This is a genomic window from Bacillus sp. J14TS2 (assembly GCF_018333015.1).
In the GTDB taxonomy this organism is placed as follows: domain Bacteria; phylum Bacillota; class Bacilli; order Bacillales; family Bacillaceae_C; genus Lederbergia.
Window position 1 is genome coordinate 1 of the sequence record NZ_BORE01000028.1, and the last position, 16,191, is coordinate 16,191.

Below are 16,191 nucleotides of genomic sequence, written 5' to 3' on the forward strand. Positions count from 1 at the left end.
GGTTGTGTTATTTTTTTACTTGTCATAAATTAATAATACACGAGAGCAGACCCTTTGTGGTCTGTTTTTTTTGTGCACAAAAAAACTGTTGCACGATCAGTTACCTGATTGTGCAACAGCTCCTTTTTCAACGATAAATATATAGCTGTTTGCGATTCACCCAGTTTTTGATCATTTTAATCATTGAAGGCCGAATAAACTTACGTGTAAAAGGAATTAAAAGTAGCAGTCCCAAAATATCTGTAATAAAACCAGGACAAATAAGAAGAATTCCTCCGATTAACACGCAAACGCCATCTAACATGGCGATTCCTGGAGGCTGATGATTTTGAATTTGACTCTGTAGTTGATAAAGAACATTGACACCTTGTTTCTTTGTTAAATATACACCCACCATGCCTGTAACAATAATTAACAGTACCGTGGGCAATATCCCCATCCATTTGCCTGCCAGCATAAATACACCAATTTCTAGTGCTGACAAGAAGATAAATAGAAGTACCCATTGTCTCATCTTGTCCACATCCCAACGTTTTCTATATCTATTATCGTAACATATCTAAGTCTTTATCAACTAGGATGGAGCTTATTTTAGAAGGGAAAATTCTGCCTATGCAGAAAATATCCGTATTATAGTACATCAAACAAAGAAAAAAGCCGGAAAAAAACCGACTTTTTCTTTATTTATTGATAAAAAGGACCAAGGCGAGACTACGCTAACGTCCTGTCAGCAACATCGACACTAGTACATCTTTGTACGTCGAAAGTTCAAAGCGGCCCAGGAGCGTGTTGTGCTGACTTCTACGTTGGCCCACAGCACAGGCAATGGGCGGTTTTAGTAGAAGATCCTATTCCTGATACAGGATACCGGAAAAGCAGGCTAACCATTTTTGTTGGGCTTTTCTGAACAAACTTTTAAAGGACACTAGCATGTCCATTGTAGATAACGCCCCTTGTTGCATCTACCGTAATTTCTTGACCATCTTTTAATAGCTTCGTTGCATTTTCTACTCCTACAATTACTGGAATTCCCAAATTAAGCCCGACAACGGCAGCATGACTTGTTAAGCCACCTTCCTCTGTGATCAATGCAGAACATTGTTCTAGAGCCGGAACCATATCTCGATCTGTACCAATCGAAACCATTACACTTCCGTGTGTCACTTTCTCTGTTGCCTCGTCCGCGTTTCTTGCCACAAATGCTTTACCAAAAGCTGTTTTCCTACCGATCCCTTGGCCTTTAGCAAGTACATCTCCTAAAACATGTAGCTTCATTAAGTTGGTTGCACCCGTTTCACCCACTGGGACTCCACCTGTAATCAGGATTAAATCACCGTGTTTAACCAAACCAGAATTTAAGGTTTCTGTAACGGCACCTTCTAACATTTCATCTGTAGTCGTCACTTTTTGTCCCATTTGCGGATATACTCCCCACTGAAGCATCAACCTACGAACGATCGTTTCTTCATGTGTAATCGCGATGATTGGAACCTTAGGGCGATATTTCGAAATCATCCGCGCAGTATGGCCGCTTTCTGTCGGTGTCACAATGGCACTCACATCCAAGTTAATAGCTGTATGTGCCACCGATTGGCAAATGGCATCCGTCATATTCACTTCACTATTTTTGCTCAAATAATTAAGAATTTCTTTGTGATTCATTGCTTTTTCTGTTGATTCTGCAATATTGCTCATTGTTTGCACAGCTTCTACTGGGTAAGAACCAGCTGCCGTTTCTCCTGATAACATGACTGCATCTGATCCATCTAAAATCGCATTGGCTACATCACTGGCTTCCGCTCTCGTTGGTCTTGGGTTACGTTGCATGGAATCAAGCATTTGAGTCGCAGTAATAACTGGCTTTCCAGCTTCATTACATTTACGGATTAACGATTTTTGCACAAGTGGAACAGCTTCAGTCGGAATTTCTACACCTAAATCTCCACGTGCAACCATTAGACCATCGGATACTGCAAGAATTTCATCAATATTATCCACACCCTCTTGATTCTCAATCTTAGGGATAATATGGATATAGTCTCCACCATTTTCTTCTAACAATTGACGAATTTCAATAATATCGGAAGCTCTTCTTACGAAAGAGGCTGCGATAAAGTCAATTCCTTGTTCAATACCGAACAAAATATCTCTTGCGTCTTTCTCGGTAATCCCAGGCAAATTTACAGAGACACCAGGCACGTTTACACCTTTTTTATTTTTAAGTGTTCCGCTATTCATCACTTTTGTAATTATTTCATCATTTTCTTTGTGAATCTCTGTTACTTCTAAGCCAATTAAGCCATCATCCAACAAAATAATAGACCCAATATGAACATCGCTTATCAATCCAGGATAAGATAATGAAAATTTCTCCTCTGTTCCTAGGACTTCTTTCATTGAAACAATGACTGTTGAACCTTGAATTAATTCAATCGCTCCATCTTTCATATTATGAGTGCGAATTTCAGGACCCTTCGTATCTAATAAAATACCTACATTTTTGCCAGCCTTTTTAGCAGACTCACGAATATTCACAATTCGATTCAAATGTTCCTCATGATCACCATGGGAAAAATTTAAACGTGCTACATTCATACCAGCTTGAATTAAATCATATAAAGTATCCTTATTTTCACTTGCGGGTCCAATTGTACAAACTATTTTTGTCTTCTTCATCTTTCTTTCCTCCTAAAATATTGCCTACTTAAATCGATAATTCTTTGGATAGCTTATAAAGATCTTCATGGAAGGCATGCGGCTCATCCAGAATACTTAAAATATCGTTATCGATAATTTTATCCTGCTCGATCCCTACTGCTCTTCCACCTTTCCCTTCTATCAATAATTCAACAGCTCTTGCTCCAAGCCGACTCGCCAACACGCGGTCATAGCCTGTTGGTGTTCCACCCCGTTGAATATGGCCCAATACTGAAACACGCGTTTCAATATCGATGCTCGCTTTTAATTTTTCTCCAAATTCTGTTCCACTCATGACGCCTTCTGCCACAATAATGATAGAGTGCTTTTTCCCACGTTCTTGCCCTTTATGAAGTCGATCACAAATATCATCCATATCAAAATCTTCTTCAGGAATAATAATGGTTTCTGCCCCACCAGCTAATCCAGAATATAGAGCGATATCACCCGCTCCACGCCCCATTACTTCAATAATAAATGTTCGCTCATGGGATGAAGCTGTATCTCGAATATTGTCGATGGCGCTTAAAACTGTGTTTAAAGCCGTATCAAAGCCAATTGTAAGGCTCGTACCAGGAATATCATTATCAATCGTTGCGGGGACACCTACGCATGGAAATCCATGCTCTGTTAAGGCCTTTGCACCTCTGTATGAGCCATCGCCACCGATAACAATGAGGCCATCAAGTTCAAACTTCTTTAATTGTTCGACACCTTTTAATTGCCCTTCTTTCGTTTTAAATTCGTCACAGCGTGCAGATCGGAGAATAGTACCGCCACGCTGAATGATATCTCCAACAGAACCCAATGCTAGTTTTTTGATATTTCCGTTTATCAAACCGCTGTAGCCTTGTTCAATTGCGTAAGGCTCTAAACCATGAAAAATAGCCTTTCTTACAACTGCCCTAATCGCCGCATTCATGCCAGGGGCGTCTCCGCCACTTGTTAAAACACCAATTTTTTTCATGTTCATCACTCCTATTCATTACAAACGTATGGTTATGTAAGACATCCATTCTCCCATCATTCAGTGCTTTTATTAAGGCTCACTTTTGTGTAACAACTAAATTCCAACACGTAGAGTTCTTCAAACTCGATCTCGTATTATTTTACCTTCAACATTAAAAATACCACTTTATTGTCGGATTCTCAAATCTTTCAGCATTATAAATAGGAAAAACTGCCCCATTGTATACTGAGTCTTTTCTCCACATCTATATATAGTATCTGTATTTTTCCCACATACCATATATAAAGCGAAAGACTTATCGAGGTGTTAGCGTCCGTTATCCTCCACTTAGACTTCTTTGAAGCCTGATCACCTTGAAGTAGGGAGCTTACGGACGGGTTGCACCGGGATAAAAATTCAGCATTCTACTGGAACAGTCTGTACTTTAAATTATATTGGACTTTTTTCAAATTTTATTTCTTCTATGAACTTGCCCATTTGTCTAAATTTATTATAACGCGCTTTGACTCGTTCTTCTGAGCTAAGTGCGGTTAATTCCTTCAATGCTTGATTTAAAATAGGATCAATAAATTGCGCTTGGCGTTCTACGTCTTTGTGTGCTCCACCTTTTACTTCCGGAATAACTTCATCAATAATATTAAAATTAAGTAAGTCGGATGCTGTTATTTTCATCGCTTCTGCTGCCTTTTGCGATAAAGAAGCATCTTTCCATAAGATACTTGCTGCTCCTTCTGGAGAAATAACGGAATATACGGAGTTTTCTAGCATAAAGATTCGATTCCCTACACCTAGGCCCAAAGCCCCTCCACTACCGCCTTCACCTGTTACAAGACAAATAATTGGCACCGTGATCCCTGCCATTTCAAATAAATTACGAGCAATGGCCTCACTTTGTCCTCTTTCTTCAGCAGCTTTTCCTGGATAAGCTCCTTTTGTGTCTACAAAACAAATAATCGGGCGACCAAATTTCTCTGCTTGTTTCATTAGCCTCAAAGCCTTACGAAATCCTTCTGGATGGGGCATCCCGAAATTCCTGTATATGTTTTCTTTCGTATCCCGCCCGCGTTGGTGGCCTATAACCGTCACAGGGAGTCCGTTGTATTTTGCAATTCCACCAACAATGGCTTTGTCATCTCCGAAAGCTCGATCACCATGTAATTCTATAAAATCAGTAAAAAGATATTCAATATAGTCCAAGGTTGTCGGGCGATTCGAGTTCCGGGCAATTTGAACACGGTCCCATGGGGACAAATTTTCATAGACCTCATTTTCTAGCTTTTCTAAACGTTTTTCTAATTTATCAATTTCCTCCGTTAAATCTACATCTGAGTCTTTCGTAAACTCTCGCAGCTCCGCGATTTTTTTCCGAAGTTCCAAAACTGGTTTATCAAATCCAGTCTCCTTTACCATACTTGTTCACCTTCTTGCCGATGAATGTCTAATATCGTTATTAATTTTTCTTTTAAATCGCGTCGATGAATGACGCCATCCAACTGACCATGGTCTAATAGAAATTCCGCAGTTTGGAAATCATCAGGTAAATCTTCACGGATTGTTTGTTCAATAACTCGACGGCCTGCGAAGCCAATCAACGCACCAGGTTCTGCGAAATTAAAGTCACCTAATGAAGCAAAGCTAGCCGAGACTCCGCCGGTTGTTGGATGAGTCATAACAGATACAATTAATCCACCATGTTCACTAAACATTTTTAACGCAGAGCTGGTTTTTGCCATTTGCATGAGTGACAAGATCCCTTCTTGCATTCTTGCTCCACCTGAAGCTGTAAAAATTAAAAAAGGTACTTGCATTTCTCCTGCTTTTTCAATGGCTCTCGTAATTTTCTCACCCACTACAGAGCCCATGCTCCCCATTCGGAAATGAGAATCCATAACAGCAATCACAACTTGATGGTCGTTCATTGTTCCCGTCCCGGTTAACACAGCTTCATCAAGATCTGTCTTCTTCATATCCTTCTCAACTTTTTCTACATACCCAGGAAATTCTAATGGATTTCCTGTTGTTATATGTTCCTTAAATTCTTGAAAGCTTCCTTCATCTAACAAACTTTCAACACGTTCATAGCTTGTCATTCGTAAATGATGATCACAATGTAAACATACTTTTAAATTTTTTCTTAAGTCTTTCGTATACATTATTTTTTTGCATTCCGGGCATTTTGTCATAATACCTTCAGGAACATCAGTTTTTGCAGTTTCTGATGGCACTGCCGCATATTTCTTTTTTTTCGGTTTAGAAAAAAAGTCCTTAAGCAAATGGCTCTCCCCCAATCGGCTTTCACATTTTGCCAGATATTGTTTTTCATCATTTTTTTAAATTGGCTATGCGATTCTCTATTTTTTTCAGTCAATAATGTCCTTATACATGTTTGATCGACCATTTTATCTGGTTGTTTGGTCTTAGTGACAGCTATTCAGTACTTCCTAAATTCTAAATCACAACCGATGATTACAGCCTCAAACCTTGTGCCACTTCCATTGGCTCTGTTAGATAATATGATCACGCAAAGCTATAATACCTGACTTGTCCGATAAAGAGCGAACTCTTTGTTATCGTTCATTTTTTTAGATTCATTTCGCATGATAGATCTTCTAATATGAACATTCCAGTAATTAAATGAACAGACGATTTTTTAAATCAGATAAAAAGGGCCTTCACCCCTACGTGTTCAATTGACCCCAAGAGCTCTAATACTCTTAGGGCTTCTCGCTAGATACTTTCGATTGCTCTGGCTCCATATTGCTCCGTCTATTTCACTTATTCTTTTCCAATTATAGCGAGCTGTTTTGTCTTTTCCCGCACGTCATCAGGATTGACTTTTATACGTGCAACGCCGGTTTCCATAGCTGCTTCTGCTACCGCAGCAGCAACATTTGGAGCAACACGTGGATCAAAAGGATCTGGGATAATATAGTCTGTTGATCTTTTTTCATCCGAAATAAGATTGGCAATTGCTTGAACAGCCGCCTGTTTCATTTCTTCATTGATATGTGTGGCTCTTACATCTAATGCGCCTCTAAAAATCCCTGGAAAAGCTAACACATTGTTCACTTGATTAGGAAAATCCGAACGACCCGTTCCGATCACCATCGCCCCCGCAGCTTTTGCTTCGGGTGGCATAACTTCAGGATCAGGATTGGCCATGGCAAATATAATCGGATTTTCATTCATTGATTGGATCATCTCACTCGTTAGGGCACCCGCTACAGATACACCAATAAAAACATCTGTATTTTTTATAACATCAGCAAGCTTTCCATTTAGCTTATGAAGATTGGTATATTTCGCCACTTCCTCCTTGACCGCATTCATCCCTTCTTGGCGTCCTTCATAAATCGCTCCTTTTGAGTCACACATGATCACATCACGCACACCATAACTCGAAAGCAGTTTTATAATGGCAATCCCTGCTGCCCCTGCACCATTTAGAACCACTTTAATCGTATTCATTTTCCGGTTCGTGAGCTTGAGAGCATTGACCAATCCAGCCACCGTGACAATAGCCGTACCGTGTTGGTCATCATGAAAGACCGGAATACTCGTTTCCCTTTTCAGCCGATTTTCAATGGTAAAACATTCGGGTGCAGCAATGTCCTCTAAATTAATTCCGCCAAAATTGGGCTCTAGCAGCTTTACAGTTTGAATCATTTCCTCAACATCTGTTGTTTTTAAACAAATAGGAAAGGCATCTACACCCGCAAAGCTTTTAAATAATACTGCCTTGCCTTCCATAACTGGTAAGGCTGCTTCTGGACCAATATTGCCAAGTCCAAGTACGGCTGTGCCATTTGTAACGACCCCAACCATATTCCCCTTCATTGTATAATCATATTGCATTTCCGGCTTCTCATAAATCACTTTGCAAGGCTCAGCAACACCAGGTGAATAGGCTAAGCTCAAATCCTTAGCATTTTTGACTTCAACCTTTGATTTAGATTCCAATTTTCCTTTGTGGAGTTTGTGCATATGCAATGCTTCTTCACGTAATGACAATAAGACTCGCTCCTTTTGAACACGCACTTTTAGAGGATGTTCAAAAAGTCCGGTAAAAATGACACTGCGAATTTCTTCGTTGGCTTGCTTCTCCGCCTCGAACTTCTTGGTCCTTTTTATCCTCCTTTTGAACACGCACTTTTATTGACATTTATCCATAATCGAAGTGTCTGGCCACAAAAGCTTCTCAACAAATATACCATATTTCTATTCTTTGAAAAAGCTATTTCCGCACATGCTTGGATTCGACAAAAAGCTCCATCCGTTCCTTTTAGATTGGTAAGCGAGGTTATTGAAGGACAATATTTTCATTTCCTACTAACTGTTTTAATTCAAAAAGACAAGAGGCAGAAGGGGCAACCCTATCTTTACTTCCTAATTTTATTGTTTTTCTTGTCTTTTCATAATGGAGCACAACGGTCGTATCCCCTGGAAATTTTTGCAGAATTGCTCTAAGTTTATATAAGCTATCTCCTTGGTGTATGTCCCTTGGTATCTTTATATATAAAGTTGCCCTTTTTTGCGTAACTAATTCCTTTAAAGTTTTGGGATTTTGAAGTTGTTGGATGATCATTTGGACATAATCCCCTCTTTGTTCAGAATGGCCAGTCACCAGTACGACTTCCCCTTCTTGACAAAGTGCTTCATATTTTCGAAAAGCGTCTGGAAATATGACACCTTCCAACTCACCCGATGGATCACTCATTTTCACAAAGGCCATTAAATCGCCTTTTTTGGTCCTAATTTTTTTGACACTCATTATATACACACCTACTGATACATTCTTTACCCCAGGTTGTACTTGAAGAAGTGAGGTAACTTGCGCTGCCGCAAATTGCTCTTGATAAATGCTAGTAGGATGATCTGAAATATACAACCCTAAATAGTATTTTTCATGAAAAAGTTTATCCGCCATTTCAAGCGGTTCAGCTTCTACATATTTTGGTTGAATACGAAAGATGTCATCACCAGCAAATAAATCTGTACCTGTGGAAGGACGCATCAGCTCCGCATGTTCTAGAGCTACATCTAAAGTCTCCAGTATAGTTCCTCGGTCATAGCCAAATTCATCTAGTGCACCTGCATAAACAAGTGCTTCTAACACTTTACGATTAACGGCTTTTGGTGATACCCTCATACAGAAATCAAATAAATCTCGGTATGGTCGGTTTTTCCTTTGAAGGGTGATCTCCCGTAATGCTGCAACACCAATGCCTTTAATGGCTCCAAGGCTGAATCGAATTCCCTCAGCATTCGCGATAAAAGGATACTGGCTCGCATTAATAGACGGCGGTAGTACGCTGATCCCCAACTGCTTCGCTTCATGGGTGTATTTTGCTACTTTATGATCATTCCCAATAACAGACGTCAAAAGTGCGGCCATAAACTCCTTGGGAAAGTGAGCCTTCAAATAAGCCAATTGCCAAGCAATATAACTATAGGCAACAGCATGGCCTCGAGGAAATCCATAATTGGAAAATCGCACAATTAAATCATAAATCTGGTTTGCTATTTGTTCATTATGACCTTTTTTCAAAGCTCCTTGGACAAAATGCACTCTTTCGCGATCCAAATCCGCTTTCTTTTTCTTGCTAACAGCTTTGCGCAGCAGGTCGGCTTCTCCTAATGAAAAACCAGCCATTGTGGCTGCAATTTGCATAATTTGCTCTTGATAGACAATGACTCCATAAGTAAGTTCTAAAATCAGCCGCAAATCTGGATGTAAATAGTGCACTGGTTTTTTTCCGTGTTTACAAGCAATATATTCTGGAATATTTTCCATGGGCCCAGGTCTAAACAAAGCATTAACAGCGACAATATCTTCGAACTCTGTTGGCTCCAGTTCGCGTAAAACCTTCCTCATTCCATCTGATTCTAATTGAAAGATTCCAGATGTATCCCCCTTTTTCAACAAATCGAAAGTCTTTTCATCTGCAAATGGGATCTGGTTTAGCGCTAATTTCCTCCCACTACTTTTTTCAACGTTTCTCATTATTTGTTCCAATAAGGTAAGATTTCGCAAGCCGAGAAAATCCATTTTTAATAACCCGATTTCCTCCAAATCCCCCATGGGAAATTGCGTTAAATAGGTCCCTGTCTCTCCCCCCTGCAAAGGAATAAGCTCCGTCAATGGTTGCTCTGAAATGATGACACCTGCAGCATGTGTTGATGTATGCCGAGGTAATCCTTCCAATATAAGCGCTGTTTCAAATAACAAACGATTCCGTTCCGTTTGTTGGATAAACTTCTGTAAGCCCTCTGATTCCTGCAAAGCTTGCTTTAAAGACATGCCTAAACGAGAAGGGATCAGCTTCGAAAGTTCCTCTAATTCAGAAGAACTTAGCCCAAATACTCTTGCTGTATCCCGCATCGCAGCCTTTGCAGCAAATGTTCCAAAAGTAATGATTTGCGCAACATGGTTGCGGCCATACTTCTTCATCACGTACTCGATCACTTCATCACGGCGATGGTCTGGAAAATCAATATCAATATCCGGCATACTGACTCGCTCTGGATTTAAGAAACGTTCAAAAAGCAACTGATGTTTGATCGGATCCACATCCGTAATACCTAATAAATATGCAACAAGCGACGCAGCAGAAGAACCCCTTCCTGGTCCTGTTAATATTCCATGTTCTCTCGCATATTTCATAAAATCCCAGACTATTAGGAAATAGTCTTGAAAGCCCATCCGCTCAATGGTGCTTAATTCATACTCTAATCTTTCTTGATATTGTTGATTTGGTGGAACATGTCTTTGTTCTAGCCCAAGTTCACACTTTTTTTTCAAGAAATCGGCAGCATTTTCTCCCTCTGGAAGTGGGTATTTGGGCAGGAGTTCCTGATCGGTTTCAATCGCCACATTACATGCCTCAACAATTTGTGCAATAGTATCGATCGCCTCTGGTAAATCTGAGAATAGTTCTTGCATTTCTTGTTTGCTTTTAAAATGGTACTCTTTCCTTACCTTCTCTTCTGGTAAGGTGATCTGTACACCGTCCCGGATCGCTACTAGACATTCTTGAGCAAAAGCCTCTTCTGGCCCTAAATATTGCACATCATTCGTTGCAACAATTGAAATGTTTAATTGAGTTGCTAGATGTAAAATCTTCTCCGTTAATTCTTTTTCCACCACTTCATGATGATTTTGAACGGAAAGGTAAAACTGATTATTGGCAAATACTTTTGTATATTCCTTTGCTATCTCTGCCGCTTCATTTTCCTGAGAATTAAGAAGCAATTGTTCGATCTCTCCTTTTTTACCTGGAGAGATCGCAAATAAGCCTTCTGTATAAGCAAGTAACTCACTCCATAGAATCGCTTCCCCAACTCCCGTTTTGACAATGGTAGAGATTTTCAAAAGATTTTTATATCCTTTATCATTTTGAGCAAGAAGAATCAGCTGATAGACTGGGCCATTCTCCTCTTTCCTATACGCGGCTGTCATACCAATGATCGGCTTTATTCCCGCCTTTACACAAGCCTTGTAAAAAGGCAATACACCATATAACACATTGCAGTCTGTTAAGGCCAGTGCAGTGTATTCTAATTTTTTTGCTTTTTCAATGAGCTTTGAAATAGAGATTGTACTTGAAAGTAAACTATAAGAGGTTGATATTTGCAAGTGGGCAAAACTCATGGATTCCACCCTTTCCGTTATTCTAACTACTATTATGAACGAGCTTGATAAAAAATGAAATCATTGTGAAGCGAACATATTTATCGACTATTTGTTTTTCATACATTTATTTCATGTTTGTCCCATATATTGTAATAGAGGATGTTCAAAAAGTAAGGATCAATTGGATGAACAGCTAAGTTCGCGCCGTCCTGTTGGCCTATATTCGTGACAACAATCGCCACGCCTTTGCGAGATAAAGGAGCTTCGACTAAGTAGCGACACTTCCTGTATCGAACGTCGAAGTCAGCACACCACGCGCAAGTCCGCCTGGAACTTTCAACATACAGGATGTACTAGTATTGACGTCAGCGCTTTTAGTCGATTTGATCATTTATATCCTCCTTTTCACTAATAAGTAAAATGTTTTTTGGGAGATGTTAACATGAACGAGGCTTTTTTTCCTGCGTTTTTTAACAGTTACTTTATTGCCTTTGGCGTTGTCATAGGTGGATCCTTAATTGGCAGTATGGCAGCCTTTGTTACGGGAGAGCCTTTACTCACTCAGATCCAAAATATTTCCAGCCAAATTAGAATTTGGGCAATTGTTGCCGCAATTGGCGGCACATTTGATACAGTCTATAGCTTTGAAAAAGGCTTTCTAGATGGAGGAACAAAGGATTTATTCAAACAATTTTTACTTATTATTTCGGCAATGGGTGGAGCAAAATCAGCTGCCCTGATCATTGCTTGGCTCACTCAGGAGCATATCACATGAGGATTCCGCCCTTATATCGAAATAGCAATTGGCAGCGACTATTTGCAGGGATGGCTGTTGGCGGGTGTATTAGCTGGGTCGTCTTTCTTTTTATGTTCGGAGTGATGCAAGAAAGAAATAGTGTGATTTTGCAGGAGCAGGCAAATAAAATTCACGAACTGCAAAGTGATATTAAAATATGGCAGGATGATTATAAAGAACTAAATGAAAAAAACGAAGAAATGTTGACCATACAAAAAATAGAAGTGGAGCTAACCAATTACGAAAAATATGATATTAAAGACAGTCAAAGTATCCATACTGTTCAAGAAGCGATCCAAGATGACTTACGCTCTTTACTAGCGAAAGATCTAGCAACCGTCTATAAAAACAAAGAAATGATTGAAAAAACAATCGAAAATAAAATCGTTAAGATTAACGGTAAAAAATATGAATTTGTTATACGCGAAATTCACTATTACACAACCATTCATCTCGAAGTAGAGCTAAGGTTAGCGAGTTAAGAACAAAAGCGCAAGCGCCCGTTTAGCGACGTACAAACTTTCTAAGCTTCTGACGAGATAAAGGATACACGGCGAAGCATGAGCCGATGTTGACTTATCGTAGGAAGAAGCTGAAAGTTTGCTAGTCGCTGGGCGCTGGAGCTGGATGACAAAACTCAAAATTACAACTTATCCACAAGCCAAAAATTTTATAGTTTCCTTAACAACAAAAGCGCAAGGCGCCCGCCTATCGGCGACAAGCAAATGTTCTGAGACAAAGAAAGGCGTTCTTTGCCTTTCATTGGCTCAGGTTAAAGTAGAACATCGGCTAAAAGCACGCCGTCCTGGCGTAACGCCGATGGACTCGCTCCTGCGAGCCTCGAGCCGATGGCGCCTGGAGCTAGACACCAACCACAAGGTAAACAGTTATCCGCAAGCTACAATTTTATTATTTCCTTAACAAGAAAAGCGCAAGGCGCCCGTTTAGCGACGTACAAACTTTCATAATAAGGATGAACAGCTAAAAACGCGCCGTCCTGGCGCAACGCCTTTCTGACCAACATCCTGTTGGCCCACGCTAACCTTCCAAGCTTATTTTTAAGTCCCTAACGGCATGCTTCCTGTATATCTTTTTTAACTAATTCTGCTTCTTCCCATGATGAAACGGAAGCCCCAGCTGCTAGTGGGTGTCCTCCCCCCCCATATTTTCTCGCAATTGTATTAATCACAGGCTTCTTCGAGCGTAAACGGACGCGAATTTCTTTTTCCTCCTCGATTAGAAAACACCAGGCCTTGATCCCTTTTATATTTCCCAAAGAACCTACAAGTATGGAAGCTTCGGAAGCGGTTGTGTTGAATTCTTTTAATGCGGACTGCGTTAATTTGACAATTGCTGCCCCGTCCTCATTCATTTCATAATGTTCATACACATAGCCTTGAAGCTTAATCATTTTTGGTTCCAGCTCATACATATGATTAAATAGCTCAGTTCGATCAAATTCATATTCAATTAACTCACTTGCATATTGAAATGTTCGTTTTGTTGTACTTGGAAACTGAAAACGGCCTGTATCACCAACAATCCCCGAAAATAGTAACCTCGCCGCCTCGTCGGTCATTTTTAACCCTTGCTCTTTTCCATATAGATAAAATTCATAAATGAGCTCACTTGTTGAGGAAGCAGTCGTATCAACCCAGCAAGGATCACCATACGGATCTTCATTTGGATGATGATCAATTTTGATAAGCTTGTCCCCTAAGGTATAGCGGTTATCACAAACTCTTTCTTGATTAGCCGTATCACAGACAATCACAAGTGCTCCCTGATATTGTTCCTCCGTTACGGAATCCGGAACAAATAAATAATCTAATTCTACTTCATGCTTTCCTGTTACGAATACCTCTTTTTCCGGAAAGGAAGCTTTTAGGATCTCTGCCAGCCCCCCTTGTGACCCGTACGCATCAGGATCAGGGCGGACATGACGATGGATAATAATCGTTTCATATTGCTGAATCGCATCTAGTATTTGTTGCTTCATTCGCTAAACCTCTTTCTATTGTTCAAATAGTTTTCAATTGTCTTCCTTGTGATTTAGGTTACAATTAAAGGATAATAATATAAAATGGAGGACCTATCTTTATGCCTATTTTAGTCTTTATCATTGTGTTATCATTGGCTTTTTATGTCTTTTATAAAATCAAATATGTACGCAGCCGCTTGCCTATGGAGAAAAAATTACTTAATGGGAAATCGAGTATGGCGCTTGGTATTTTTGTTGCATTTTTCGGGATCAATCAATTGTTTTTATTTCAAACAATCCTAACTTATATTATCGCCACCCTCTTCATCATTCTTGGAATCGCGAGCGCGTGGGCAGGTTTCAAATCTTATCGTTATCATGTACCCTATGCCATCAAAGAAGCAGAAAACGCATCTAAGTGATTAGACTATTGGATGAAACGCAGAAGTATTGCGCGTTTCATCCATATACCCTTCTACTTCTCTATCAGCTTACACATCATCAATGCTTTCCCTATCAGCTCTTCTCCATTAAAGACCTCTACGTCCACTTTTCCAAACTTTCGACCTACCTCAAGAATATTGGGGACAATCGTTAATACACTATCCATTTGAGCTGGTTTTAAATAATAAATGGTTAAGTTCTCAACAGCAAGTTCTCCCTTTTTTCGCTGTCTAAAAATCCTTGTAACGGCCTCTGTCATAATCGTGGTGAATACACCATAAGAGATTGTTCCTAATTGATTTGTCATTTGTGGAGTCACTTCGAAGTCAAAAGCCTCTCTCCCTGCATATTCACCTGCCGAGAATTGTTTTGTGATCGTATCATCAATTGTTTCGCCAACATGAGGCTGCTTTTGTATCATTTGCAAAGCCTTTAATACGTCTTGTCTACTGATAATCCCTGCAAAACGCTTTTGATCATCTACAACGGGAAGCATTTCTATCCCTTCCCAAATCATCATATGGGCAACAGAAGCAACACTAACATTCCTGCCAACCGTTAATGGATTGCGTGTCATCATTTTATCTAACCCAAGAGATTCATCTTGTCCAATGACATCCTTTCCTGTCACAATGCCCACAACTCTATTCATTGAATCTAGAACAGGAAAGCGAGTATGATTAGTCTCCTGCTTTTTTGCATACCAATCCGCAACCGTGGCTTTCACATTCATCGTGGCTGATTCTTCAACCTGTGTTAAGATATCATCCACTAAAGTAATTTCTTTTTTGATCAATTGATCATAGATTGCTCGATTGATCATGGTTGCAACCGTAAATGTATCATAACTTGTTGAGAGGATGGGAAGCTTCAAGTCATCCGCTAACCGTTTTACTTCTTCACTTGTATCAAAACCACCTGTAATTAAAACGGCTGCCCCAGCACGTAATGCAAATTCATGCACTTCTATCCGATTACCCACAATCAGAAGATTACCTGGACCCGTATATCTCTTTATGGCCTCCATTTCCATTGCGCCAATAACAAATTTTGTTAATGTTTTATAGAGGCCAGCTTTTCCCCCAAGCACTTGTCCATCAATAATATTAACGACCTCAACATAGGTCAGTTTTTCAATATTTTCTTTTTTCTTTCGTTCAATACGGATCGTACCCACTCTTTCGATGGTACTGACATATCCTTTGTTTTCTGCATCTTTAATCGCTCGATAGGCTGTTCCTTCACTGACCTTCAGTACTTTAGCGATTTGCCGAACTGATATTTTTTCCCCTACAGGAAGACTATCAATATGGCGAATAATTTGCTCATGTTTGGTTGCCAAATTCTTCACCCTTTTCTTTTCCCGTTCTCTTTGCTATCTCTTATTATAACGGGTAAAGTAACGATCGACAATTTTCTGTCATGATCGGGCACGAATTCTCCCTTTAGTATGATTTTGTCTCGGTTCATTTGCCGGAGTGTTACCAAAATTACGATTAAATAAAAGAGCGGTTAAATTTCCTGCTAAAACCAAAAACGCAAACACAAGCCAAGCAATGGTGAATACGCCCCCCAACCCTGAATCCGTTGGTGACAACCTTGGAAGCGCAAAATAAATCATGGCTGCACACAGCAATAAACAAAGCAAATAGCGATATCGTTTCAAACTA

Annotated in this window: 13 protein-coding genes; 3 read left to right on the forward strand and 10 right to left on the reverse strand. The window is 39.8% G+C overall.

Annotated elements, in window-relative coordinates:
- Window positions 1-127: 127 nt before the first annotated feature.
- The 7 genes from KI375_RS25695 to dnaE all read right to left on the reverse strand — a co-directional run bounded on the left by KI375_RS25695 (window position 128) and on the right by dnaE (window position 11,318).
- On the reverse strand, window positions 128-514 hold the full coding sequence (locus KI375_RS25695; RefSeq protein ID WP_212976221.1) for an FxsA family protein: 387 nt from the start codon (window positions 512-514) through the stop codon (window positions 128-130).
- 401 nt (window positions 515-915) lie between these two features.
- Window positions 916-2,676, reverse strand: coding sequence for a pyruvate kinase (gene pyk / locus KI375_RS25700; protein WP_212976222.1), 1,761 nt, complete (start codon window positions 2,674-2,676; stop codon window positions 916-918).
- Window positions 2,677-2,704: 28 nt separating this feature from the next.
- The gene (gene pfkA / locus KI375_RS25705) at window positions 2,705-3,664 is read right to left on the reverse strand and encodes a 6-phosphofructokinase (protein ID WP_212976223.1); all 960 of its coding nucleotides are present in this window, start codon (window positions 3,662-3,664) and stop codon (window positions 2,705-2,707) included.
- A gap of 432 nt (window positions 3,665-4,096) precedes the next feature.
- A complete protein-coding gene (accA, locus tag KI375_RS25710) occupies window positions 4,097-5,077 on the reverse strand; it encodes an acetyl-CoA carboxylase carboxyl transferase subunit alpha (RefSeq protein ID WP_212976224.1) in 981 nt (326 codons plus the stop codon).
- Window positions 5,071-5,940, reverse strand: coding sequence for an acetyl-CoA carboxylase, carboxyltransferase subunit beta (gene accD, locus KI375_RS25715; protein ID WP_212976225.1), 870 nt, complete (start codon window positions 5,938-5,940; stop codon window positions 5,071-5,073). Before accD ends, accA begins: the two co-directional genes overlap by 7 nt.
- 502 nt (window positions 5,941-6,442) lie before the next feature.
- Entirely contained in the window at window positions 6,443-7,678 is a 1,236-nt protein-coding gene (ystJ, locus tag KI375_RS25720; RefSeq protein ID WP_212976226.1) for an NADP-dependent malic enzyme, read from the reverse strand.
- 289 nt (window positions 7,679-7,967) lie between these two features.
- On the reverse strand, window positions 7,968-11,318 hold the full coding sequence (dnaE, locus tag KI375_RS25725) for a DNA polymerase III subunit alpha (RefSeq protein WP_212976227.1): 3,351 nt from the start codon (window positions 11,316-11,318) through the stop codon (window positions 7,968-7,970).
- A gap of 424 nt (window positions 11,319-11,742) precedes the next feature.
- On the opposite strand from dnaE, the gene ytrH reads away from it, so the two are divergent.
- Both ytrH and ytrI read left to right on the forward strand, forming a co-directional pair.
- Window positions 11,743-12,075 carry a sporulation membrane protein YtrH gene (gene ytrH, locus KI375_RS25730; RefSeq protein WP_207448328.1) on the forward strand — a complete coding sequence of 111 codons (333 nt, stop codon included), beginning with the start codon at window positions 11,743-11,745 and terminating at the stop codon, window positions 12,073-12,075.
- Entirely contained in the window at window positions 12,072-12,578 is a 507-nt protein-coding gene (ytrI, locus tag KI375_RS25735) for a sporulation membrane protein YtrI (protein WP_212976228.1), read from the forward strand. The genes ytrH and ytrI overlap by 4 nt, the downstream gene beginning before the upstream one ends.
- A 584-nt stretch (window positions 12,579-13,162) precedes the next feature.
- On the opposite strand, the gene KI375_RS25740 is transcribed toward ytrI, so the two are convergent.
- A complete protein-coding gene (locus tag KI375_RS25740; protein WP_212976229.1) occupies window positions 13,163-14,095 on the reverse strand; it encodes a DHH family phosphoesterase in 933 nt (310 codons plus the stop codon).
- A 101-nt stretch (window positions 14,096-14,196) separates the two neighbouring features.
- Between KI375_RS25740 and KI375_RS25745 the strand changes: the two genes are divergently transcribed.
- On the forward strand, window positions 14,197-14,499 hold the full coding sequence (locus KI375_RS25745) for a YtpI family protein (RefSeq protein WP_212976230.1): 303 nt from the start codon (window positions 14,197-14,199) through the stop codon (window positions 14,497-14,499).
- Window positions 14,500-14,552: 53 nt separating this feature from the next.
- Here the strand turns inward: KI375_RS25745 and KI375_RS25750 are convergent, their stop codons facing one another.
- Window positions 14,553-15,863, reverse strand: a complete 1,311-nt coding sequence (locus tag KI375_RS25750) for a DRTGG domain-containing protein (protein ID WP_212976231.1) — start codon at window positions 15,861-15,863, stop codon at window positions 14,553-14,555.
- Window positions 15,864-15,941: 78 nt separating this feature from the next.
- Entirely contained in the window at window positions 15,942-16,187 is a 246-nt protein-coding gene (locus KI375_RS25755) for a hypothetical protein (protein WP_212976232.1), read from the reverse strand.
- Between the last annotated feature and the right edge of the window lie 4 nt (window positions 16,188-16,191).